General features: G+C 43.2%; 22 protein-coding genes. 9 read left to right on the top strand and 13 right to left on the bottom strand.

The window, feature by feature from the left end; all coding sequences use genetic code 11:
• Positions 1 to 180 precede the first annotated feature (180 nt).
• Entirely contained in the window at positions 181 to 1710 is a 1530-nt protein-coding gene (locus H6571_23890; GenBank protein MCB9326791.1) for a bifunctional metallophosphatase/5'-nucleotidase, read from the top strand.
• Between the two features lie 169 nt (positions 1711 to 1879).
• On the opposite strand, the gene H6571_23885 is transcribed toward H6571_23890, so the two are convergent.
• The 5 genes from H6571_23885 to H6571_23865 all read right to left on the bottom strand — a co-directional run bounded on the left by H6571_23885 (position 1880) and on the right by H6571_23865 (position 6170).
• The gene (locus tag H6571_23885) at positions 1880 to 3028 is read right to left on the bottom strand and encodes a beta-lactamase family protein (GenBank protein MCB9326790.1); all 1149 of its coding nucleotides are present in this window, start codon (positions 3026 to 3028) and stop codon (positions 1880 to 1882) included.
• Between the two features lie 100 nt (positions 3029 to 3128).
• On the bottom strand, positions 3129 to 4022 hold the full coding sequence (locus tag H6571_23880) for a hypothetical protein (GenBank protein ID MCB9326789.1): 894 nt from the start codon (positions 4020 to 4022) through the stop codon (positions 3129 to 3131).
• A gap of 173 nt (positions 4023 to 4195) precedes the next feature.
• Positions 4196 to 4348: a hypothetical protein gene (locus H6571_23875; protein MCB9326788.1), complete on the bottom strand. Its 153-nt coding sequence runs from the start codon at positions 4346 to 4348 to the stop codon at positions 4196 to 4198.
• 194 nt (positions 4349 to 4542) lie between these two features.
• On the bottom strand, positions 4543 to 5409 hold the full coding sequence (locus tag H6571_23870) for a lysophospholipid acyltransferase family protein (protein ID MCB9326787.1): 867 nt from the start codon (positions 5407 to 5409) through the stop codon (positions 4543 to 4545).
• 221 nt (positions 5410 to 5630) lie between these two features.
• Positions 5631 to 6170 carry an RNA 2'-phosphotransferase gene (locus H6571_23865; GenBank protein MCB9326786.1) on the bottom strand — a complete coding sequence of 180 codons (540 nt, stop codon included), beginning with the start codon at positions 6168 to 6170 and terminating at the stop codon, positions 5631 to 5633.
• Positions 6171 to 6260: 90 nt separating this feature from the next.
• Here H6571_23865 and H6571_23860 point away from each other — a divergent pair, with 90 nt between their 5' ends.
• Together H6571_23860 and H6571_23855 are read left to right on the top strand one after the other, a co-directional pair.
• Positions 6261 to 7397 (top strand): WG repeat-containing protein, encoded by a 1137-nt coding sequence (locus H6571_23860; protein MCB9326785.1) that lies wholly within the window; start codon positions 6261 to 6263, stop codon positions 7395 to 7397.
• A 91-nt stretch (positions 7398 to 7488) separates the two neighbouring features.
• A complete protein-coding gene (locus tag H6571_23855) occupies positions 7489 to 7815 on the top strand; it encodes a hypothetical protein (protein MCB9326784.1) in 327 nt (108 codons plus the stop codon).
• 406 nt (positions 7816 to 8221) lie between these two features.
• Here the strand turns inward: H6571_23855 and H6571_23850 are convergent, their stop codons facing one another.
• The 3 genes from H6571_23850 to H6571_23840 all read right to left on the bottom strand — a co-directional run bounded on the left by H6571_23850 (position 8222) and on the right by H6571_23840 (position 10589).
• Positions 8222 to 8812, bottom strand: a complete 591-nt coding sequence (locus H6571_23850) for a sigma-70 family RNA polymerase sigma factor (GenBank protein MCB9326783.1) — start codon at positions 8810 to 8812, stop codon at positions 8222 to 8224.
• Positions 8813 to 8938: 126 nt separating this feature from the next.
• Positions 8939 to 9580: a response regulator transcription factor gene (locus tag H6571_23845; protein MCB9326782.1), complete on the bottom strand. Its 642-nt coding sequence runs from the start codon at positions 9578 to 9580 to the stop codon at positions 8939 to 8941.
• Between the two features lie 4 nt (positions 9581 to 9584).
• Entirely contained in the window at positions 9585 to 10589 is a 1005-nt protein-coding gene (locus tag H6571_23840; GenBank protein ID MCB9326781.1) for a PAS domain-containing protein, read from the bottom strand.
• Positions 10590 to 10948: 359 nt separating this feature from the next.
• On the opposite strand from H6571_23840, the gene H6571_23835 reads away from it, so the two are divergent.
• The 6 genes from H6571_23835 to H6571_23810 all read left to right on the top strand — a co-directional run bounded on the left by H6571_23835 (position 10949) and on the right by H6571_23810 (position 16952).
• Positions 10949 to 12001, top strand: coding sequence for a pyridoxal-phosphate dependent enzyme (locus H6571_23835; GenBank protein MCB9326780.1), 1053 nt, complete (start codon positions 10949 to 10951; stop codon positions 11999 to 12001).
• Positions 12002 to 12035: 34 nt separating this feature from the next.
• Complete coding sequence (locus H6571_23830) at positions 12036 to 13124, top strand: DUF1611 domain-containing protein (protein MCB9326779.1); 1089 nt, start codon at positions 12036 to 12038, stop codon at positions 13122 to 13124.
• Positions 13125 to 13233: 109 nt separating this feature from the next.
• Entirely contained in the window at positions 13234 to 14310 is a 1077-nt protein-coding gene (locus tag H6571_23825) for a dipeptide epimerase (GenBank protein MCB9326778.1), read from the top strand.
• A gap of 486 nt (positions 14311 to 14796) precedes the next feature.
• A complete protein-coding gene (locus H6571_23820; GenBank protein ID MCB9326777.1) occupies positions 14797 to 15849 on the top strand; it encodes a L,D-transpeptidase in 1053 nt (350 codons plus the stop codon).
• A gap of 414 nt (positions 15850 to 16263) precedes the next feature.
• Positions 16264 to 16791, top strand: a complete 528-nt coding sequence (locus H6571_23815) for a hypothetical protein (protein ID MCB9326776.1) — start codon at positions 16264 to 16266, stop codon at positions 16789 to 16791.
• A gap of 17 nt (positions 16792 to 16808) precedes the next feature.
• Complete coding sequence (locus tag H6571_23810) at positions 16809 to 16952, top strand: hypothetical protein (protein MCB9326775.1); 144 nt, start codon at positions 16809 to 16811, stop codon at positions 16950 to 16952.
• A 112-nt stretch (positions 16953 to 17064) separates the two neighbouring features.
• Here the strand turns inward: H6571_23810 and H6571_23805 are convergent, their stop codons facing one another.
• The 5 genes from H6571_23805 to serS all read right to left on the bottom strand — a co-directional run bounded on the left by H6571_23805 (position 17065) and on the right by serS (position 22747).
• Positions 17065 to 18231: a prolipoprotein diacylglyceryl transferase gene (locus tag H6571_23805; protein MCB9326774.1), complete on the bottom strand. Its 1167-nt coding sequence runs from the start codon at positions 18229 to 18231 to the stop codon at positions 17065 to 17067.
• A gap of 72 nt (positions 18232 to 18303) precedes the next feature.
• Positions 18304 to 19644 carry a tRNA (N(6)-L-threonylcarbamoyladenosine(37)-C(2))-methylthiotransferase MtaB gene (gene mtaB / locus H6571_23800; protein ID MCB9326773.1) on the bottom strand — a complete coding sequence of 447 codons (1341 nt, stop codon included), beginning with the start codon at positions 19642 to 19644 and terminating at the stop codon, positions 18304 to 18306.
• Between the two features lie 344 nt (positions 19645 to 19988).
• On the bottom strand, positions 19989 to 20561 hold the full coding sequence (gene frr / locus H6571_23795) for a ribosome recycling factor (protein ID MCB9326772.1): 573 nt from the start codon (positions 20559 to 20561) through the stop codon (positions 19989 to 19991).
• 135 nt (positions 20562 to 20696) lie between these two features.
• Complete coding sequence (locus tag H6571_23790; protein MCB9326771.1) at positions 20697 to 21383, bottom strand: zinc metallopeptidase; 687 nt, start codon at positions 21381 to 21383, stop codon at positions 20697 to 20699.
• An 86-nt stretch (positions 21384 to 21469) separates the two neighbouring features.
• Positions 21470 to 22747 (bottom strand): serine--tRNA ligase, encoded by a 1278-nt coding sequence (gene serS, locus H6571_23785; protein MCB9326770.1) that lies wholly within the window; start codon positions 22745 to 22747, stop codon positions 21470 to 21472.
• Positions 22748 to 22818: the final 71 nt, after the last annotated feature.

Genomic DNA, 22818 nt, shown 5'->3' with positions numbered 1-22818 from the left:
GTAATGCCTTGCTTGGCGGCTTGATCCCTTAAGGATTTGTCGCATAAAAAACTTGTTCAAAAGGGAACACGGAGTCTGATCCGTCCTTATGGACAAGTTTTTTTATTTTTGTAAAAAACAACAACCTTGTTTTGCCTATCTTTCACAGTGAAAAGTAGTTAAATGTTTAAATTTTCCATTATGAAAAACAGATTTTTACCAATCCTCTTCCTGGCCCTGATTTTCCAGTGGAGTTGTCATCTTCCACAGGCCTCCAGGGACGATATTACATTCACCGTTTTGCAACTGAATGACGTATACGAAATTTCGCCCCTGGATGGGGGAAAATCCGGCGGGCTGGCCCGTGTAGGAACTCTTATAAAAGAGCTCAAAGCAGAAAATGAAAATACAATTACACTGCTTTCCGGAGATTTTTTAAGCCCTTCCCTGATCGGGATGCTCAATGATGAGGACGGAGGTAAAATTGCCGGCCGGCAAATGGTGGAAACGCTCAATGCCATTGGGTTGGATTATGTGACTTTTGGCAACCATGAGTTTGATCTCAAAACGGGAGATCTGCTTCAAACGCGGATGGATCAAAGTGAGTTTGTATATGTGTGCAGCAATGCATTTCGCCAATATGAAGACGGCAAAACAGAACCATTCACCCAACGGGGAGAAGCCATACCCTCCTATGTAATAAAAACGTTTAAAAATGCTTCAGGGAAGCAAGTCCGTGTGGGCATAACAGGAGTGGTGCTGCCTTTCAACAAGCAGCCTTATGTTCAATATACCTCTTTTGAAACGGCCCTGAAGGCTACCGCCTCGGAAATGAAACCTCAGACGGATATTATGCTGGCCATCACCCACCTTTCCATCGATGAGGATAAGGAAATGGCACAGAAAAATCAGGATTATCGCGCTATTTTCGGTGGCCACGAACATGTGAATATGAAATATCAAATTGGCAATACCCTCATCACCAAAGCAGATGCCAATGCGAAAACGGTTTATATTCATCGGTTTACCTACCATCCTTCCACCGGCAAAACGACGATAAAATCAACACTCAAAACCATTGATGATACTATAGCGGATGAGCCTGAAGCCCATAAAGTCGTCATGAGCTGGGAAGGGAAAGTGGATGGCATCATTGAGGAAATGGGTTACGATCCCGATAACGAAATCCTGGTGACCAAAACGCCCTTGATTTGCACCGAAGAAAAAATCAGGAACATGCCAACGAATTTTGGCATCCTGACTTCCAAGGCTTTCGAGAAAGTATTACCCCAGGCAGATGCTTTTTTATTGAACAGTGGTTCCATGCGGTTGGACGACAATCTCCTGGGCGTTATTACTGAATACGACATCCTGAGGGTATATCCCTATGGCGGACCCATTTCAAGAGTCGAAATGACCGGTGCCGACCTCGCAAAAATGCTCGATATCGGACTTGGGACCAATAAGGGAGAAGGCGGCTATTTTCAAACCTGGAAGGTTGATAAAACGGCTGAAGGCCAATGGAGGGTTAGCGGAAAACGGATCGATCCGGTGAAAAAGTATAAAGTGGTTATGCCTCAATTTTTAGCTTCCGGCAAGGAGGCAAATCTCGAAATGCTGGGAACGATGAAACGCGAAGAATTTGATTCCTTCAAAGTGCAGGATAAAACAATAGCCAATGATGTGCGGGACATTGTCATTTTTTATATGGGGGAGCTCAAGGTTTTTTAAATAAAGCCTGATTCAGGTTGAGAAGGACAAAAGGACAAAAGGAGAGGGGCTCCGTTCAGATATTTGTGTCTTTGCGGTAACGTGAGTGGATATGGCGGTGCCGACCTTGTGGAGGCACTGAACATTATCCACATTGTTGCCTGTAGGCTTTCTTTACTGCTATTTACTATTACATTCGCAATATTTTTTGACCTAATAAAATAGGTTTAGGAATACGGTTTTCTGCTCGAGCAGAGGGGTTGGAACTGCTAATATTTGAAAGAATTACTACAGCTTTTCCTTTTAATTTTGAGAATCCTACAAATGAAGTATAACCTCCAGATGATCCTCCATGCCACATGAATGTATTTTGTGTATCTTCAAGGTTGTGCCACCAACCAAGCCCCATTTTATTTCCTTTCCAAAGTTTATCTTCAGGCATTTTTATTGAAAAATTTAAAGGGTCTTGAGTTAACTTAAAAAAATTAAGATTTTCTTGCGATGAATTTAATTGAGCAGATGCATAAATTATCATATCGTTTAGTGTGGATTTTATTGCTCCTGCGGGATTAATAAATTTCATTTCCCAGGGCTTAGACTTTTTTCCTTTCGCTGTAATCCCGACAACAAGCTGATCTCTATTATGTTTGTCAATTTCAAAATAACTATTTCGCATGCCTAATGGAATAAAAATATTTTTTTGAACAGATTTTTCCCATGACATTCCATTTACGTTACTAATAATTTCTCCTAAAAGTCCGTAACCCGCATTATTGTAGTTCCATTCTTTTCCGGGTAGATAATCAAGCTCAAACTTTTTAAGATAACGATAATAGTGCTTTACTTTGAAATTCCTGTTAGGATTTTTCGGTGTAAATAGTAAGGCTCTCAGATATGGTAATGTGAAACTTGAAGGTCCCGAAGATAATCCTGATGTATGTGTTATTAGGTGTTGCACAGTAATTGTTTTTTCTTCGAAGCTGTCCTGAGCCATTTGAATTGGTAAATATTTTTGTATTGGATCTGATAAAGCCAATTTACCCTCTTTAAGAAGTTTCATTATTAGCGAAGCAGTAAAAGTTTTAGTAATTGATCCAATTTCAAAAATTTTATCGTCATTTTTAACTTCTACAAACTCATCATTTTCTAATCGATATTCAACTTTTACCCACTTCCCATTCTCCAGAACTCCTATACTTAATTCTGTTCCATTAGGCAAGTCTTGAGTTTCACCTTTGATTAAATTTATTAATTCTACAGATTGTGCAGAGATTGCCAGACTACACAGGCATAATTGTAATATTAAAATAATCTTATTGATGTCGAATATCTCTTTCATTTCAGAGTTTTTATTGTTTTGCTTGCAGGTAACGTGCGTGGATGGAGACGCACGTCGACGTTTAGGAGGCTTGTCGTTCCCCAAGGCGTTACCTGCTTGCTTATTTTTTAAGGAATTTCCTTTTTACTGTCTCAAATACTTGTTTGTACTCATAATTTTCAAGCAATTTATATGGAATGACCATTTTGTTTAAATTTTTAATAATCTCAAATGAATTTATATTTGAGGATATATCCTCTATCTCCTTTTTAGTTACTTTTTGAAAATCATAGCCATATGTATTAAGGAATGAAATCAATAATATATGGAAACATTTTAATCTATCCCACCTATATCTATTTTCTTCAAAGCTTATTCCATCAAAGAATTCACACATAGAAATATAAGTACCTATTGTTTCCTGGGCTATCTTTTTAAATTCAAAAAAAGAAATAATGTCATTATCCCTGATTAACACAAATGACATTGCTTCTAAATCATCTCGATTTATTTTCTCCCCTTTTAATTTAGGATCAATTTTAACATTATTATATAAATCGTTGTCTTGTAGTGCTTGTCGAAGCACCTTTATCCATTTTATGAAATATAAATCTTCTTTATCTGCTACTGTGGTATCAAGAAAAATTAATTCCTTTTCTAATAATTTAATTCCTGATAAAAGACGTAATATTCTATAAATATTAGAGATGAAAAAAGTGTTTTCTATGCTAGGATATTTTTTATTAACATAGTGGCTAGTAGTTTTATAATTTCTTGAAATATTTATCAACCGGTGGTTTAAAAATTCACTGCTTTCCAGTATTTGAACTTTGTATTTAGACAACGCATTTTTAATTTTCTTTTGTTGTTCATTTTGGTGTTCAATGAAAAGTTTATTTTTTAGAATCTTCTTTTCTTGAGAAACTTTGAAAATCAAATTAATTAAAACAGTAGTTAAAGTTGCAACAATGGCAGACAGTGCTTTAGGATCGCTTAATATTGAAAGTAAATTCATTACATTATTTCTTTTATTTAGTAAATATATACTGATTTTCTTTTTTACTTGCAGATAACGCTAAATTGTATGAGTAGCGGCAGATTGCGTGGTAGTTCCCCGCTCAAACAGCGTAGCGCTACAAACCTACCATATCTCCTGCCATTTCTTATACAAAATGTTGTACTGCGTTTTTACTTCATTGCTGGCAAAATATAGTCTTCAAAAAGGTTAAACTGGTTTGTCCCAGAATTGTATTCACCACCTCCCAAAGGCTCAAATAAATTCTTTGAGGAAAATTCATCAATTTTAATACCTGCTGCATTTTTTAAAATTTCACCCGGCATTCGTTCAAATTACATTTATCGATATCATTCTTTCAAGAATTCGGAATTAATTTTTAAAACATATTCTAAGGGAAATGATTGCGAGAGACATCGTTAAATTAATATTCGCGATAATTAATAACATTTGAACTTTGAACATGGAACGTTGAACGTTGAACAGTCCCTATCACTCCCAGGCGTAACGAACCACTTTTTTATCCCCAATCTTCTCGTTTGCGTTTCCAGCGCCGGTGCGACCAAAGCCAGTTGGCGGGATCTTTTTGGATGGTTTTTTCGAGGCCGTTGGCGTAGAGGGTGGTGATGTCTCCTTCTTTTTGTTCCCCCGGATGAAGGCATAATAGGGAAAACTCCACTTCGTAGAAGCCTCGTTTTACTCTTTTGATTTCGGCCTGGTAAACCGGGTAATTGGTTCGGCGGGCAATTTTGTCCATGCCGTGATGAAAAGCGGTTGGTCTGTTTAGAAAATCTACCCAATGGGCATTTTTTACATCGGAAGGCGTTTGGTCGGCGATGAATACAAAAGCGGCGGGAACGGTTCTCTTTTGGGCGAGGGCCCGCGCCGTTTTTGACATGCTTACCAGTTCAAGTCCCCACTTTTTTCTTTGTTCATTAAAAAATGCATTGATTTTTTTATTTTTTAGCGGTTTATAAACCCCCACGACCTGGTGCCTGAGCCAAAGGTTAACGGAAAGGACTGCCCACTCCCAATTGGTGTGGTGGCAGGCCAGGATAATTATATTTTGATTGGCTTCAAAGTCTTTGTCGAGCAGTTCACCATTGATGAATTGGTATCGTTCCAGGATATCTTTTTTGGAAATGGCAAGGCCTTTAAGCGTTTCCAGGAGGATGTCTGTAAAGTTTTTATAAAACCTTTTAGTAAGCGCTGCAATTTCTTCCGGCGATTTTTCAGGAAAGGATCCTTTGATGTTTTCATAGATCACCTGGTAGCGATATTTTGTGACTCTACATAATATGGTGTAGAGCATATCAGAAAGTATGTACAGTCCTTTAAACGGGATATACCTGAAAAGCCATGTTACCATCTTGAAAAAAGATTCCATAAGGTGTGCTATTTGCTTTAGTAAAATTCAATCCCGCCCAAAGCTAAGAAGAATATTAAATTTACCTGATGCGTACCTTCTTAAATAAATCAGTTAAAATGGCCTGGTATCCTCACCGATCCCTTTGGGTCTGTTTGGCCATCGGACAAGTTCGATGATCAGATAGAGACCATCTGTAGCCGGTGCAAACAAATGATTTTTTGTGTTTAAAATTAATCACATTAAAAGGATAAAAATTCAGGCGCTACGGATTCCGTCAGCCAAACGCCGTTCGAGGAGCGGTAAAAAGGAATTCCCTGTTCATGCATGACTTTAGCATTGACCAAAAGCACCACTGCCTTGCCGTGCCTTCCGCCCACACGGGTGGCCGTTTCCCGGTCTGGAGAAAGGTGTACGTGGTGTCGGTTTCTTTTTTGAAGGCCTTCCCTTAGGATGGAATCCAAATGTTGACGGGCGGTACCGTGGAAAAGCACATCGGGAGGTTTCACAGGCTCATAGCCCAGGTCTATCGGAATGGAGTGGCCCTGGCTGGCCCGGATTTTGGATCGGCTATCGTCAAAAGCAAATCGTTTTTTATCATTTTTTTCCACTACTTCATCAAGGAGTTCCTGCGTCATTTCGATGCCCTTTTTCCGAAAAGCGCTCAAAAGGTCCTGTACCTGGCACCATCCCTGGGCATCCAGTTGCAGTCCGAATTTTTCCGGCGCATGCCTCAATGCGTAAGACATTTTTTTGCTTATTTTTTTCAGGTCATTATTCATGTCTTGTATCTATTTTCAATTTGTTTTTATTTTGAAAAAAAAACCATCTTTGCGAAAAGAAAGTTCCAGATGTTTAAAAAACTTAAACAAATGCAAAAGTACATTTTATCATTGCTCCTGCTCAGTGGAGTGGTTGGGTTATTTGCCCAGGCTGAATTACCGCCTGTTTATCCTTATGCTGAAAACGGAAAATGGGGCGTGATCGACAAGGAAGGCAAGATTCTGGTCAAACCCAAATACCAAAAAATTTCATTGTATACTCGTGAGGATCAGGCCAACGCGATAGCTTCGGTGACCAATGACCAGGGATTGCAGGGAGCCATCAACAGAAAGGGTAAACTGGTGGCCAAAATCAAATATCAATTCGTTGACCTCGACGGTAAGGGTGATTTTCTTATCGTTAGAAACCCCGAAGGGTTGTACGGACTGGTGAAAACCAAAAATAAAAAGGAGATCCTCAAAACGGAATACAAATCCATCGGCCGTTTCCAGGGAGAAAAAATGGGCGTGTCAGTCATTCGAAAAGGGGAATGGTATGGTGCCATCAATGAAGCCGGGAAATTGATCGCGGAACCCGTTTACCAATCCATAAAAGTTCGGGATGCCTATGGTGAATTTCCGAATCTCAGATTAACCAGAGAGGATGGTTCCGCCATTGCGATAGATTGCTTTGGCGAACCGGTCAAAAAAGGAGCTCCGGGGCATGCTTATGACGATGACGATTTGATATTCGATGATCTGATGGTGGAGGAATCTCCTGCCGAGGCCAACCCTCCGCAGACGACTTTCAAAAAAATAAAAGTCGGGGATAAAGAAGCTTTTGAATTTATGACCACCTATGCAGGACGACCCAATAAAACAGTATTGGATACCATTTCCGGGTTTGATGAAGTGGTGGAAGTCTATAGAAATTACACTTCCGCCAGAGGGTATGGCGTGGATATCGTTATGGGCAAAAAGGACGGAAAATTCGGTATCGTGCACCATTCAGGGGAGGTGCTCACCCCTTTTGAATATGATGTCATCCGCGAAAAAGGAGGCAGGAGTTACTTCGAACTTCAAAAAGGAGACCTTTTCGGCGTAGCTGCCAGGAGCGGAAAAAGGCTGTTTGATGCGACCTTTTCCAGGGTTAAGTTCCTTAATTTCAACGGCGTCTTTTTGGTTCAGACCGGCCCGTTCGAGGGATATGCCGACCGCACAGGACATATTTACCTCCCCGGGGAGTGACACCTCTAGGTACGAGGTGACATCTTCGTGCGATGGCTATCGGGCCTGTAAAAGGTGTCATCTCGAGAATAAAAAGAAGAATAATCATGACATGTCAAAATCAAAGATAAAAAAACAGAAAGGGTTTAGCGGTAACGATAAAGTCTTTGATATAAACTGCGGCAAGTGCGGGCACTATGTATTTACTTACCTTAAATTGGGCAAAGGAGGCATCCTTCGCTGTTACCTCAGCCGGATACTTGAGCCGCCGAAGCTGGAAAAACTTCAATACGACGAGTCGGTCAAAAACGCAACCGATCTGCAGAACCTGCAATGTCCTGCGTGTGAAGAAGTGCTGGGCGTTCCGATGAAACGAGAGGACGGGCGGCTGGCTTTCAGGATGAGACAGGGTTATTTTCACCGAAAGATGCGCAAGTAAAACTTCAGGAGGCCGGCGCCTGTCAAAGGAGATTCCAACAGATTGCCGACATTCCTAAAGTATTATTTTTTCATTTTGGTCCGGGGGGAATATTTTTCAGGGTAGATTATCAGGCTTTTGCCGGATTTTTCTGGAATAGAAAAAATCCATTGCATTGTGTTGGTGAAATTTAGAGCTTGTCTAAAATTCCATCAATTGGCTGCAAGCGGCAAATTTCATCCTGCTCTGCGTTAAAAAGCCTCGCCTTACCTTCCAGGTATGCCTGCGTTTTTTGCCTTGATCAGAATAAAATTTGCTCACTTTCGCTCAATCATGGAAATTTAGACAAGCTCTTAAAAGGAAATAAAACCGCTTTCCTCATCATGAAAATTTTTTTATGCAAGAAAGACCCTGGTTTTTATCTGGGTCACATGGCAGGTCGGAGTTCGCGAAATTTTTTTTCTTTTTGGTAGAGGGCAGCCATGCGGTTCCTGGCCCTGGACAAACGCATTTTGACGGCACTGCCGGTAAGCTGGTATTCGTTTTCGAGCTCTTCTACTGAATGATTGTCAAGGTATTTTCGGATGAGCAGTTGCCGGTCGGCCTCTTTCAATCGCTGAAGGGCAGGTTCAAGGCTGTCTAAAAGATGTTCGCGGGCTTCAAGAGCTTCTTTGTCCGCCCCCTCATCTGCCCCTTCAAGCCAGTCCTCGGAAACCATACTTGCAAAATGATTCCTGTCCTTGCAATAATCGATGCTGTAATTTTGAGCAATACGATAAATCCAAAAGCCCAGCAGGAAACCGTTTTTTAAGGTGGGCAGTTTGTGCATCACTTTGATCATTACATCCTGAACGAGATCGTATGCAGTATCGCGGTCTTTCACGATGTCGAGGCATGTATGATAAGCTTTCTTATAGTAGCGGTTATAAATTTCAGCGAAGTACTCATTGTTTTGGGTCTCCCGGTATTGAAGCACCAATTGTTCATCGGAAAGGTCATGAATTTCAAAACCCGACATATTCACTGCATTTTAATGATTAGCTGATACAAATGTAGTAGGGAATATTGAACAGTGTTAGCGTTAAAAAGCGTATTTTTTCAAAAGCGGTATTTCTCGTATTTATAGGTAATTCTCTTAGTGGGGTCATTCCGCAATGCCGTGTTTTATGGCGTATTTTACCAATCCTGCCGTGTTTTTAATGCCCAGTTTTTCCAGCAAATTCCTGCGGTGTGTATCCACGGTACGGATGCTGATGAAAAGTTTTTCGGCAATCTCAGGATTGGAGTATTCTTCGGCGATCAGTCGAAGGATTTCCACCTCCCTTTTGGTCAGCGGGATGCCGCCTTTTTCTTTTTTGGCTTTGCCCGGAGCAGAGAGATGTTCCACAATGGCGGAGGATACTTTTTGACTGTAATAGGTGTCCCCTTCGGCCACGGTGCGTATGGCGCGGATCATTTCTTCTTTTCCTGTATCTTTGAGCAGGTACCCGGAGGCGCCAATCTGCAGCATTTTGACGATGTAAGCACTCTCTGAGTGCATGGAAAGCACCAGTACTTTAATTTCGGGATAAGCTTCCCTGACCTGTCGGGTAGTTTCGATGCCACTGGTATCGCCCATGGAAATGTCCATAAGGATAATCTGTGGCCGGACTTCTTTCAGGCGCTCCATGACCTCTCTGCCGTCGCCTGCTTCCGCGATGATCGTAATATCTTCCACTTCATTGAGAATGGAGATGATGCCTTCTCTGAATACTTTGTGGTCATCGGCGATGAGAATGGTAATCATGATTTTAGTTTTTTAACGGAATTTCCAGGGTGGCCAGCACCCCTCTTCCTTTTTGGGTATCGAGGTTAAACAGGCCACCGACTGCTGCGGTTCGGGTTTGAATATTTCTGATCCCGATTCCTTTCTCCAGGAGTAGGTTCAATTCTGATTTGTCAAAGCCTGTGCCGTCGTCCTCCACCATCAGGATAATGCTTTCCGGATGCCTGATCAGCTGGATGGTTATGGTTTGAGCGTCGGAGTATTTAAAGGCATTGTTGAGTAATTCCTGGGTAATGCGAAAGATCGAAAGGGCGATCTGGCTGTCGGGTTGGTTTTTCATGCCTGAATGGTAAAAACGAACATGGATTTTTTCGCTTTCATTGGCTTTCCGGCAAAGATTTTCCAAAGCAGCCACTAAGCCGAAGTCCGTCAGGGCACTGGGCATAAGGTCATGGGAAATGTCGCGAATGCTTTCTGAAACTTCATGGATGAGCTCGCTCATGGAGTTGATCTTTTTCATGACCGGTTCGGGGACTTCTTTTAACTCAGATTTTACGGCATCCAGATGGAGTTTTATGATCGACATCACCGGGCCCACCCCGTCGTGGATCTCTCTTGCAAGGCGTCTCCTTTCATTTTCCTGTCCTTCAAGTACCGCATTCAGATTGATCCGGGCCTGTTTTTTCCTTTGGGTGACATCCTCGATGGTGAGCACCATACCGTTGGGGAGGCCGTTCCCCTGGATGCGAAGATGTTTTTCATGAAAAAAAATCGACCGTAGGTCAAATGCTTTTTGATCTTTGATCAGCCGGTTTTCAAGTACTTTTTTAAAGACAGGGAACTCATCAAGGTACTCAAATACATTCCTGTGGATCGCTTCAGAAGTCGTGGGGTTGAGGCCCAGGTTTTTCAGGGCCAGCTCATTGCAATTCATTATACTGCCCTCAATGTCAATGATCATTATCCCGTAAGGCAGGCTTTTTATTACAGCGTCTCCGAATTCAAAAACCGATGAAAAATTATCTTCCATGAAACTGGCATTGAAACGGGACTTTGTGCCTCCCGTCTGGTTCAACCGGATCTATTTACCGGTCTGATGCTTTATGCTTCAAAGATACCATATTTTCACGCGTAAAAAAACTCCATTTTGACTTCTTGAAAAAGATGAAATCACTCTGAAAACACCTAAAGCCAAGTATGCGCTCAACTGGAACTCTCCCGACCTAACGGTACGGAATTTCGCTGCGCTCAACTGGAACTACTGGAGCCCTAAACCAAGTTTCGATCAAACCCAACCTAAGGCTAATTTTCAGGTATGGATTTAAAAAGTGACCCGGAAAGTTTTTTGAGTCTTTAAGTATATTTTTTATTTAAACTTTAAACTATCAGGTGGAAGAACAAGTCAACGGCAATTTTAATATCCAGAAAGAGCTGGATCAGCAATACCTTCGGTTGAGAGACAAAAGCAATAGCCTCGAAGAAAGGCTGGAAGCTTTCAGATTTATTACGGACTCTGAAGTGGGGGATACGCCACTCATCCGGGCCAGGAATGTAGAACGAGAGCTGGGGATCCGACAGATTTTTCTCAAATTTGAAGGAGGCAACCCCACCGGTACCCAAAAAGACCGCATCGCTTTTGCTCAGGCAGAGGATGCCTTGCGCCGCGGATATGAGGGAATTGTCCTGGCCACTTGTGGCAATTACGGTACTTCCTGTTCGCTGGCCGCAAAATATGCCGGGCTGGGATGCGTCGTGTTTATTCCTGAAAATTACCATACCAACAGGGTGGAGGGAATGGAACAAATGGGGGCACAGATCATAAGGATTCCCGGAGATTATGAGCATGCTGTTTTTGCTTCCCAGGAATATGCCGCTAAAAACGAATTGTATGATGCCAACCCAGGGAGTGATAATACAAGCCTGCAACTGAAAGCTTACGGGGAGATCGCTTACGAAATTTACGATGAATTGCGCGACGCCCCCAGGGTGGTGGCTGTACCTGTTTCCAACGGAACGGTTCTGACGGGGATTTACCGTGGTTTTCAAAGCCTTTACCGGAGAGGAAAAACTTCCAGAATGCCTATGATGGTGGCAGGTTCTGCCGCTAAAAAGAACCCGATTGTGCAGGCGTATTTAAAGAATAAAACATTCTGTGAGGATCTTGAATCTTTCACAATAAGGGAAACCGAAGTCAACGAGCCCCTCATCAACTGGCATTCTTTCGATGGTGAAGCCACTTTATTGGCAATTCGCGAGTCCAAAGGCTGGGCCTGTGATGTTACCGATAAAAAGATGGTGACTATGGCAAAAATGCTCAAGGAAAAAGAAGGCTTGAATGTACTTCCTGCTGCTACAGCAGGACTGGCGGCTCTGTCCGAACCATTGAATCCCGAATTGGTCCAGAATGACCGGTTTGTCGTCATCCTGACCAGTAGAAAATAATTGTCCATTTTATCGAACCTTTAATGAAAAAAATATGAAAAGAGTACTCGACGGAAATGCCATCGTCTATTGCGAGGGTGCTTTCAATACACCTAACGGTAAAACGGCCCATGGGCTGGTGCGCTTTACGGAAAGGTTCAATGTTTTATCTGTCCTCGACAGTCATTACGCAGGGAGAGATGCAGGAGAGGTACTGGATGAAATTCATGCCGGTATTCCCGTTCATGCCGGCCTGGAAGATGCTTATTCAGACGCTATGGCAAATGGTTTACGTCCTGAATATTTTGTGGTCGGGCTGGCTCCCGATGGCGGACGATTGCCGGAGCAGGCCCGGTCAGTGGTATGGGATGCCATTGGCAAACAGATGAACATCGTATGTGGTTTGCATGATTTTCTTTCGGAAGATCCTGAAATGGTCGCCTTTGCTCAGTCAAAAGGGGTAACCATTACAGATATCCGCAAACCACCCCATCGCAAAGATCTGCACTTTTTTACCGGGGATATTGAAAAGGTAACCTGCCTGAAAGTTGCCATCCTGGGTACGGACAGTGCCGTAGGAAAACGAACCACTGCCTGGTTCCTGGTTCATGCTTTGCGCAAAATGGGCATCAAAGCAGAAATGGTAGGCACCGGCCAAACTGCCTGGATGCAAGGGGCTAAATACAGCCTGGTGATGGATAGCCTCGTCAATGATTTTGTCGCCGGAGAGATCGAACATGCTGTCGTTTCCGCCTGGAAGGAGGGTGCTGAAGTGATTGTTATCGAGGGACAGGGCAGCCTGATGAACCCGGCCTATCCCGGTGGATTTGAGATCCTGGCTGCAGGAAGACCGGATATCGTCATCATGCAACATGCTCCGGCCAGGAAAGAATATGATGGTTTTCCCGGTTATCCGCTCCACCCGCTTTCAAAACAAATTAAGTTGGTGCAAATGCTGTCGGCAAAACCTGTGGTAGCGGTAACAGTCAACCACGAAGATATCCATAAACACAAAGTGCCCGCGGTATGCGAGGAAATTAGAATGAAAACAAATTTACCTGCTTTTGACGTATTATTGCAGGGGGCAGACGGTTTGGCTGAAGTGGTGATAAAGCATTTGAAAAATCAAAATGTATCTGTTTAAAACGCAAAAATGAATCAAAAAGCTGTTCATTCGCCTGTTGTTATTTATCCTGCTCTTTTGGTGATTGATCAACTGAACCAGGAAGAAATTTACCAAAAGAGATATTGACATGATCATAATAAAACACCTGGAGGTATGGGAAGTTAAAATGCCGCTTACCGAACCCTATACCATTGCCTATGAGACGATAGACGCTACCAGTAATATTTTTTTGAGGCTGGAGACGAATACCGGGATAGTCGGTTTCGGATGTGCTGCGCCGGACCTGGAAGTAACAGGAGAAACACCGGAGAGGGTATTGTCACAATTCCACCAAAAAGTGGAACCTTTCCTGAAGGGCCAGAATCCCTTTCAGATGGTATGGATTATGGTGGAATTGAAGAAAGTATGTCATGAAAGTCCCTCATTAATGGCCATGGTGGATATGGCTTTGCATGATTTGCTTGCCAAAAAGGCCGATTTGCCGTTGTACCAGTTATTGGGAGGGTATCGTCATTCCATTCCCACCAGCATCACCATTGGCATTTTACCTGTTGAGGAAACCGTGGCAAAAGCGGTCCAGTTTGTAAAAGAAGGGTTTTTTATTTTGAAAATAAAAGGGGGCATGAATGTGGACCTCGACGTGGAAAGATTGTTTAAAATCAGGGAAAAACTGGGGCACAGAATCTTTTTGCGTTTTGATGCGAACCAGGGGTATTCCATTGACGAGGCCATTCGTTTTGTCAGTGAATCACACCGGTGTAATATTGAAATCCTGGAACAACCCACGCCGAGTAAGGAACTGGAATCCATGGGCATTGTGACAGACCAAACCCACCTTCCGGTTATGGCCGACGAAAGCCTGCTGACCCTTCCTGATGCATTTAAAATTGCCAGGAATAATTGGGCAGATATGGTGAATATTAAATTGATGAAAGTCGGGGGCATTATCCCGGCCAAGCATATCAATTCTGTTGCAATGGCTGCAGGAATGGAGGCCATGATAGGTTGTATGGATGAAAGTGCCCTCGGCATTTCGGCAGGGCTGCATTTTGCGCTTTCCAGGATCAATGTTGAATTTGCAGACCTTGACGGGCATCTCGATCTGATCAATGATCCCGCGGAGGGGTGCGTGATCCTGAAAAACGGAATTTTATACCCGCAGGATAAACCCGGACTCGGGATGGATCTCCTTAGGCAAATGTAAAACCTGGCTGCCGACGCAGGAAAACAGGTTTAAAAGTACTGATGTTCAGTGACTTACAAGATTAGGAATGTCAATTTATTTTTTCACCGTTCCTTAGTACACTGTAACAAAAGTTCATTTATATAGTTTAAATGTTCTGTCCCGATACTTTTTTGTCACGCTGATTTCGCAGATTATCGCTGAAATATTTAGGAAAAATCCTTTTATTCTGCGCTTTGCCCCGACCATTGGTACAGGGTGTTCCATCTCCGGAATACCGACCAGAGGTACGGTATGTCACTTTGTTCCATCTGCGCGAAAAAATTTCTGTTGGGGGACTTATTAAAAAAATAAAAAAAAAATTGTTACACGGTACTTAGTGGGCACTCCTGAATAATTTAACGTTTCATCAAGGTTAAAAGCCGTGGAATTATCCCCGGTTTTTTGTATATTAAGGGGGATTAAAAAACGAATGATTCTGTTTGTACTGACTTTATAACAGTTCATATGAAAATACCTGTTAAGTCTTTTGGTTTTAGATTGGACTTACCCTGGATGGGATGGGCTCTCGTGGTATTGATGATGATGTGCTGCGGGAGGAAAAATGAGTCCAAAAATGAAATCCTGCTCCCGGAGGCTATCGCTGAGGAGGATATTGTTGTCCTTTTTTATCCTGTTGCCCACGATGTTCCCATTCGGGCCTATTTTGAATTTATGGACTCCCTTACCGCCCACCTGGACTCTACCTTAAATTACCCTGTCAATGAATATTTAGTCGCGCTGGCGAACCCCTGGCTGATCGATACCTTAGCCCATACCGATTATTACTACCAGATGAGTAAAGGTATTTTTAATGAAGATTCACAAAAACTGCCAGCCCTTCGCAAGGGCGAAAAATTGCTTATCCCCGACTCGCTTCAGGCGGATTCATTAAAAAAAATGCTGGAGTCCATTGTTATTGATGTAAATATTCCTGAGTTTAAACTCCGAATAATCGAAAACTCACGGGTTTTGTACACCTTTCCGGTTCGTGTGGGAAGAGTACAGCAAAAATATCTCGCTATGGCGGGGAGAAAGGTGGATTTGAGGACAAAAACAGGGACGGGTAAAGTGATCAGGGTCAATCGTTCCCCGACTTTCATCAATCCGAGCAATAACAAAAAATACTACACTACAAAAAGGGATGACGGAAAAATCACCAAACTGCCCCGAACTCCCTGGATTGAACCAGAGCTGGACGGGCATCGTTACGGGCAACTCATTCATCCCACTACAAATCCAGAAACGTTAGGTAAAGCTTATTCCAATGGGTGTATAGGGATGAAGGAAGGAGATATGTGGCGGTTGTATTACCATGCTCCTGTCGGAACAACAGTGGTCGTCCGATACGACCTGCAAGGGATAGATGAAAAGGGGGATAGCATACTGTTGAAAAACATCTACCCGGGTTTTGAACAAATGGATAAACGGAGGCAAATTATTGCAGCGGCTTTGGGCCAGTTTCAGGTTTCAGGAGAGAATCCACCGTCCGTTTGTGAGTGCGGAATAATTGCACAATGAAGGTTCGGGCAACACCTTTTCGGGCAGTTATGCTGATTTGTCCTTAAGGTCGCCCGTGGAATAGATTACTTAAAGGAAGGGGGGATTCAGGGTTGACCACCATTCAACAGGGACAAAGCAGGATGAATTGTTTTTTTTTTGAAATGATTTTTTGATTTTTTTTTTGAAAAACTGGTGACCTTACTAAATTTAACCGTCTTTTTTAAAAATCGTAAAAAAACATCCTTGATGTTGATTCGTAAAGAATCTTTTTAGCAAACAGAATAGTGACTTGGGGGAATGGATTGGATTGAAAAATATCCTGCCCGGAGAGTCAAAAGAAAGTCAATGGCATTATTTTTGTTTCAGTAAATGTGATCAGGTATTGCGCATTAAAAACAACATGTTTTTAGGTTGATTAAAACATTTAAACTAATGGACGAAAAAATTAAACGTTATTCAGATGCTGAATTGGCAGAATTCAAAATTCTTATCGATTCAAAAATGGAAAAGGCAAAAAGTGAATTGGGGTATTACCAGGAGCAGATAATGGATCTAAGTGAAAATGTCAATGACGATAGCGATGACTGGTCTGAAAGCTCTTCTGCCATGAGTGATCTAGAATTGCTTACCGAACTGGCTCAAAGGCAGGTGAAAATTATTGAAAATTTGCAACGTGCCCTCCTTCGCATACGTAATAAAACTTATGGAATTTGCGAAGCGACTGGGGCGCTGATTGAAAAGCAACGGCTTTTGGTGGAACCGACTTTAACTAACAGCATGAAAGCCAAAAATACGGATGAGGATCTGGCCTTTGAATATGAGGATGAAGATTTAAGTATGATTCAGGATGATGAATTTGATTTTATTTCGAATTTTGACGATGACGAAGAAGATGATCATTACATTTCGTTGGACGACATTGCCGACGAATACGGTTACGAAGATGAATATGATATCTAAAGTTAATTTTTAAACAGATGAAAAATCAGAACAAAAAAACGAAACAAAAGCCTGCGGGCACAAAAGAAAAAGTAGGCCAGGATGGGGTAAGAAGGAAAAAATTAAAACCTCAGCCAAAAGAGAAATATAAAAAGAGAAATATAGACGAAGAAGAAGAGTAAAAAAAACTCATCCCTGGTTTTGCCGGTTCTGGCAGGATCAGGGATGAGTGATTTTTTTTTTGATTGTCTTTTTGCATTCAGTTGGTATAAATATTGGCTATAACGAGTTGCGTTAAGTGGCCTTGTTTTTTTGTGCACGCTTCCATAGGATTATGCTCCCGACCAGCCCGATCAAAAATAACGCCACGGCAATAACTTCCGCCTGGGTCACCTGTATTCCTGCAAAATCGTATTTGATGTTGACCCGGATCTTTTCAATCCAAAAACGCTCAAAACCATTAAACATAAGGTAGATAAAAAACAACATGCCCGGAATAGAGGTGCGCTTTCTAAGGAACCATAAAATACCGAAAATAGCCAGGGCCATCAGGGTTTCATAAAAAGCAGTTGGATAAACGGCTTCTGCCAGATGGTGGCAATAGCGGTTTGTACAGCCTTCCATTAATACCCCTTCATTGATCACATTTCTGGGATAATCATAAGACCATAACCAGTCGGGCAGAAACCACCATCCCGGAGTAGCCGCCAGGTGGGGAACGCCCCAATCTCCGTCGCCGGAAAAGTGACATCCCAATCGACCTACTCCGTAAGCAATGATCAGCGCAGGAGCCACCGCATCCAACACATGGATAATGGGAATTTTTTTCTTCCTCAGATACCAGCTAACGCCTAAGAATCCACCGATGAGCCCTCCGTAAATGGCGAGACCACTGCCGGAAAAAAACATTCCTGCCGGATCGGCAAAGAAAGCCGGCAAATCTTCAATGATGGCAAATATTTTGGCCCCGATGACTCCAGAAACGGCGGCAATCATGGTGATTGGGCCAATGAGGTCGTGGGGGTACATGTCTTTTATGATGGTTGTGGGTTTGGGCAATTTTTTCCGTTGACCCTGCCAATAAGTGTATCCGCCAAAAATCAGCGCACCAACAATAGCCACCGGCCAGTTGCCTTGTGCATTAAGCAACACCCCTGAAGGATCTTTCAGCATCTCAGCATAATGGTCAATGACGTGGGGGATTTTCAGCCCCAGTACCAGTCCCCAGGCTCCATTGGAAAGGATATCTCCCCATGAAGCAGCTGCTCCTTCTGTTATTTTTACCGGCATAGGCCGGAATAACCCTTCTTTGGCTTTTCGCTTTAACTCTTTATTGAGAAAGTAGGCCGCCGTCAGAATAGCGAGCACGAGCAACAGACCAAATGTTTTGATCAGGGACAACCCTCCATCAAGAGGCGTGCCGAATAAGTCGTGGAAAATGTAGGATAAATCAGGGTACATGTGTTACAGGTATGATTTTTAAAACAAAAAATTCCGGGTTTTCGCCCTCCGGATTTGTAGAGCGGATCCAACTCAAACCATGCTTTTGACCTGACAATCCATCGCACCATTAGAGTTTATCGCGACCAGGTCAACTTGTCCGAGTGTATTGACGAGCCCCTCTTCATAAGGCATCTCGATTTTGATATAATTATCGGTAAAACCTGAAATGAGGCTTTTGTCTTTATGCATTTCAAAAAGCACGGTCCGGTCTTCGCCTAAATGTTTTTCGTAAAAGGCGCGTTTTTTCTTCTCACTCAGGATGGTCAGCATTTTATTCCGGCGGCGGCGTTCTTCCATCGGCACGATATCTTGCATTTCATAGGCAGGCGTGTTTGGCCGTTCAGAATAGGTGAATACATGGAGATAAGCCACATCGAGCTCATTGATAAAACGGTAGGTTTCCAGGAAATCTTCTTTTGTTTCCCCCGGGAAACCAACAATGACATCCACGCCTATGCAACAATGTGGAATCAATTGCCTGATACGGGCCACCCGCTGTGCGTACAATTCACGCGGATAACGCCGTTTCATCATTTTTAGTTGTTTGTCGTTGCCCGATTGCAGCGGAATGTGGAAATGCGGCGCGAACCGTTTTGACTGCGCTACGAATTCGATCACCTCATCGGAACAAAGGTTTGGTTCTATGGAAGATATCCGGAAGCGGTTTATGCCTTCTACTTCGTCGAGCTCCTTGATGAGATCGATAAACAATGCTTCTTTTTTGGGTTTCAGGCCTTCAATGACTTCGGTGCCATTGCCAAAGTCGCCGATATTAACACCGGTCAGGACTATTTCTTTGACCCCCATGGCAGCGATCTTCCGGGCATTGGAAATTACATTTTCAACCGTATCACTTCTGCTGGCCCCGCGTGCTTTGGGGATGGTACAAAAGGTACATTTGTAATCACAACCATCTTGTATTTTCAGGAAAGACCGGGTGCGGTCACCAAAAGAAAAAGCATTGATAAAATCTTTGGCGGCGCTGACTTCACCGGCGCTAACCATACCCTTATTCTGGGTTTTTGAAAGGTCGTCGATATAATCGAGGATGCGGAATTTTTCGGCGGCACCCAAAACGAGATCCACGCCGGGAATACCGGAAATTTCTTCCGGTTTGAGTTGTGCGTAACACCCGGTAACCACAATCAGCGACTGGGGATTGCTTTTCAAAGCCTGACGCACGATTTTCCGACATTTCTTGTCGGCAAATTCAGTGACGGAGCAGGTATTGATGACACAGATATCCGCTCCGTCCGGAAAGCCTATCTCCCCATAACCGGCATCTTCAAACATTCTGCCAATAGAAGAAGTTTCCGCATAGTTGAGCTTGCAGCCGAGGGTATAAAAGGATACGGTCTTTGGTGTTGCCATATTGGGTTTTATAAGCCGATAAAACATGAGTCTTCCCGGCAATTTATACCGAAAACAGGTTCCCGAATTTTTTCAGGGATTTTAATTGGCTGATTATCAATAATCTGTAATAACCGATTTGTTTCGGGTTCAGGGTTAATAAACACTGAACCCGAAACTCGTAACCTCCTGATTTACTCTATTTATTAATCAATTATTTTTCTGACGGTAAAGAAAAATGGTAACTGTTTCGTAACGGCAACCTTTGAGTCAGCGGATCGTCTTTCAATAGAAAAAACACTTTAACCAATTTCCAATACTCGATTTTGCCGCACTCAACCGGGATGAAATTCCCCATTACTTTTCTAAACGGTCATGATATCTATTTCCTTGGCAGCGAACATTTCGTCAACATGCTTATTGTGTTCGTCCGTAAGTTTTTGTACTTCATTTTCCCGGTCATGGCCCATGTCCTCTGGATAACCGTCCTTGACTGATTTTTTGATGGCATCCTTAGCTTTTTGCCGGGCACTCCTGATGCTTATTTTTGCATCTTCGCCCAGGGTTTTTGCCTGTTTGACCAGGTCCTTCCGCCGTTCTTCCGTCAGAGGAGGGATGCTGATTCGGATGACTTCCCCGTCATTTTGCGGGGTCACCCCGAGATTGGCTTCAAAGATAGCTTTTTCGATGGGGGCGATCATTTTTTTCTCCCACGGCTGAATGATCAGCGTACGGGCATCCTGATTCGACACGTTGCCGACCTGGTTCAGAGGAGTAGGGTTGCCATAATAGGAAACCATAATCCCTGCCACCAATCCTGCGTTGGCTTTCCCTGTTCTTACATTTAACAGTTCCTGCTCCAGGTGTTTGATTGCCTGTTTCATCGAATCCGTTGTTTCAATCATCAGTTGCTTAATGTCTTCCGCATGATTAACCATATCAGTAATTTTTATTTATAATATTCCTGCCGGCATAAACCACTGGTCTGCGGCAGGTCATTGCTAATTTTAGTGTATCAAAAAAAAGGAATTTGTCCTTTCCTTTATAACCGGTCTCTTTTTAATCTAATTAATTTAGTCCCTGTACCTCATGATGAAGTACAACAGTACAACCAATGCCGACAGTGCTGCAGAAACATAGGTCATTGCAGCCCACCAAAGAGCATCTTTCGCTCCTTCATGCTCGGCAGCGGCCATTTCGTTGCTGTTGTCCAACCATGCCAAAGCGCGCCGGCTGGCGTCAAATTCCACCGGCAGAGTGATAAAACTAAAAAGTGCCGTGATGGCAAAGGTAGCAATTGTTATTAAAATGAGCGTCGGATTATTTCCTACGCCAAATATTCCCAGGGCAAAAAGCAGCAAAAATTGCTGTGCTTTGGCGGCAAAACTGACAACAGGTACAATAGCTGAACGCATTTTTAACCAGGCATAAGCATTGGCATGTTGTACGGCATGACCGCACTCGTGAGCGGCTACAGCTGCCGAGGCAATGCTTCTGCCATGATAGACTTCCGGGCTCAGCATTACCACCTTTTTAAGGGGATTGTAATGATCTGTCAGCGCGCCCTGTCCTTCGGTGATTACCACATCATTAATATTGTAATACCGCAGCATTGTTTCGGCGATCTCCCGACCGCTTTTTCCTGATTTTACAGGAATTTTGGAATAGTGGGCGAACTTGCTTTTCAGCCTGTTCCCGACGGCCATTCCGATCAGGGATAAAATTCCCGTTAAAACAATATATCCAAAATATCCTCCCATGATTAAAATTTTGTGAACGAATATTTCCAGCTTCGGGTTCCGCTTCGAGGTTAGGACAAAGCATGCAAGTTTTGGTCACATTTTTTTTAATCCAGCATATCGAAACGGGTATAGGGTCTTAAAACTTCAGGAATAACAATTCCGTTTGCTGTTTGGTTGTTTTCCAGCAATGCCGCCATGATCCTGGCCAGGGCCAGGGCACTTCCGTTCAGGGTATGAGCCAGCCGGGTGTTTTTTCCGTCTCTGAACCGGATTTTCAACCGGTTGCTTTGGAAGGTTTCGAAATTGGAGACAGAACTCACTTCCAGCCATCTTTCCTGGGCGGCGGAGAAAACCTCGAAATCAAAAGTCAGGGCAGAAGTAAAACCCAAATCTCCTCCGCAAAGTCTGAGGATACGGTAGGGGAGCCCCAGCTTGTCGAGTACCCCTGCGACATGGGCCAGCATTTCATGTAAAGTATCGTAAGATTTATCAGGATGCTGAAACTGAACGATCTCCACTTTGTCAAACTGGTGTACCCTGTTCAGCCCGCGAACGTGAGCACCATAGGATCCTGCTTCTCTGCGGAAACAGGGAGTATAGGCCGTAAGCTTCATAGGGAAATCCTTTTCCTCAACAATGACATCCCGGTAAATGTTGGTTACCGGCACTTCTGCGGTGGGGATGAGATAGAAGTCATCTCGTTCAACATAATACATTTGGGCCTCCTTATCAGGTAACTGGCCGGTAGCCCGGGCACTTTCAGCATTGACCATCAGCGGAGGGATGATTTCTTCATAACCGGCATCGGTGGCTTCATCGAGGAAAAAATTGATGAGGGCTCTCTCCAGCCGTGCTCCTTTACCGCGATAGACCGGGAACCCGGCACCGGTGATTTTTGTTCCTAATTCCAGGTCGAAAATATTGTATTTTTTGGCCAGTTCCCAATGGGGAATGGCATCGGGGGCAAGATCGGGCATTTTGCCTTCCCAGGCCCGAAACACTTCATTGTCCTCTTCAGTACTGCCTTTAGGGACAGAAGGATGCGGGATGTTGGGGAGGGTGTAAAGGGCATCCGCCAGCTTGGTTTCGGTTTCTCTGAGGCTGTTTTCCAGCTCGCTGATTTTATCTTTCAAAAGGGATACCTCGTCTTTGATGGCATCCGCTTCCGCCCTTTTTCCCTGTTTGAACAAATCGCCTACTTCTTTGGACAATCTGTTTTTTTCTGCCAGTGAATTGTCCAGGTCTGTTTTGGAGGCTTTTCGCAGGTCGTCCATTTCGAGAACTTCATCTATTATCTTAAGGTCTTCTTCTTTATAATTGCGGGTTCTTAAACCTTCGATGACTCTTTCTTTGTTCTCTTTGATAAAGCTTATTTGTAACATAAATTCAGCGTATTTTCCTTACGGTTTTTTATAATATTACACAATGGTTGTGCGTTTAATTCTTAAGTTTT

This window comes from Lewinellaceae bacterium, from assembly GCA_020636105.1.
Taxonomy (GTDB): domain Bacteria; phylum Bacteroidota; class Bacteroidia; order Chitinophagales; family Saprospiraceae; genus BCD1.
This window is presented reverse-complemented; position numbering and strand designations above follow the sequence as displayed.

Bases quoted from the DNA above. Each gene is read 5' to 3' on its own strand.
- H6571_23890 (MCB9326791.1), top strand. From the start codon at position 181: ATGAAAAACAGATTTTTACCAATCCTCTTCCTGGCCCTGATTTTCCAG.
- H6571_23885 (MCB9326790.1), bottom strand. From the start codon at position 3,028: ATGAAAGAGATATTCGACATCAATAAGATTATTTTAATATTACAATTA.
- H6571_23880 (MCB9326789.1), bottom strand. From the start codon at position 4,022: ATGAATTTACTTTCAATATTAAGCGATCCTAAAGCACTGTCTGCCATT.
- H6571_23875 (MCB9326788.1), bottom strand. From the start codon at position 4,348: ATGCCGGGTGAAATTTTAAAAAATGCAGCAGGTATTAAAATTGATGAA.
- H6571_23870 (MCB9326787.1), bottom strand. From the start codon at position 5,409: ATGGAATCTTTTTTCAAGATGGTAACATGGCTTTTCAGGTATATCCCG.
- H6571_23865 (MCB9326786.1), bottom strand. From the start codon at position 6,170: ATGAATAATGACCTGAAAAAAATAAGCAAAAAAATGTCTTACGCATTG.
- H6571_23860 (MCB9326785.1), top strand. From the start codon at position 6,261: ATGCAAAAGTACATTTTATCATTGCTCCTGCTCAGTGGAGTGGTTGGG.
- H6571_23855 (MCB9326784.1), top strand. From the start codon at position 7,489: ATGTCAAAATCAAAGATAAAAAAACAGAAAGGGTTTAGCGGTAACGAT.
- H6571_23850 (MCB9326783.1), bottom strand. From the start codon at position 8,812: ATGTCGGGTTTTGAAATTCATGACCTTTCCGATGAACAATTGGTGCTT.
- H6571_23845 (MCB9326782.1), bottom strand. From the start codon at position 9,580: ATGATTACCATTCTCATCGCCGATGACCACAAAGTATTCAGAGAAGGC.
- H6571_23840 (MCB9326781.1), bottom strand. From the start codon at position 10,589: ATGGAAGATAATTTTTCATCGGTTTTTGAATTCGGAGACGCTGTAATA.
- H6571_23830 (MCB9326779.1), top strand. From the start codon at position 12,036: ATGAAAAGAGTACTCGACGGAAATGCCATCGTCTATTGCGAGGGTGCT.
- H6571_23825 (MCB9326778.1), top strand. From the start codon at position 13,234: ATGATCATAATAAAACACCTGGAGGTATGGGAAGTTAAAATGCCGCTT.
- H6571_23820 (MCB9326777.1), top strand. From the start codon at position 14,797: ATGAAAATACCTGTTAAGTCTTTTGGTTTTAGATTGGACTTACCCTGG.
- H6571_23815 (MCB9326776.1), top strand. From the start codon at position 16,264: ATGGACGAAAAAATTAAACGTTATTCAGATGCTGAATTGGCAGAATTC.
- H6571_23810 (MCB9326775.1), top strand. From the start codon at position 16,809: ATGAAAAATCAGAACAAAAAAACGAAACAAAAGCCTGCGGGCACAAAA.
- H6571_23805 (MCB9326774.1), bottom strand. From the start codon at position 18,231: ATGTACCCTGATTTATCCTACATTTTCCACGACTTATTCGGCACGCCT.
- mtaB (MCB9326773.1), bottom strand. From the start codon at position 19,644: ATGGCAACACCAAAGACCGTATCCTTTTATACCCTCGGCTGCAAGCTC.
- frr (MCB9326772.1), bottom strand. From the start codon at position 20,561: ATGGTTAATCATGCGGAAGACATTAAGCAACTGATGATTGAAACAACG.
- H6571_23790 (MCB9326771.1), bottom strand. From the start codon at position 21,383: ATGGGAGGATATTTTGGATATATTGTTTTAACGGGAATTTTATCCCTG.
- serS (MCB9326770.1), bottom strand. From the start codon at position 22,747: ATGTTACAAATAAGCTTTATCAAAGAGAACAAAGAAAGAGTCATCGAA.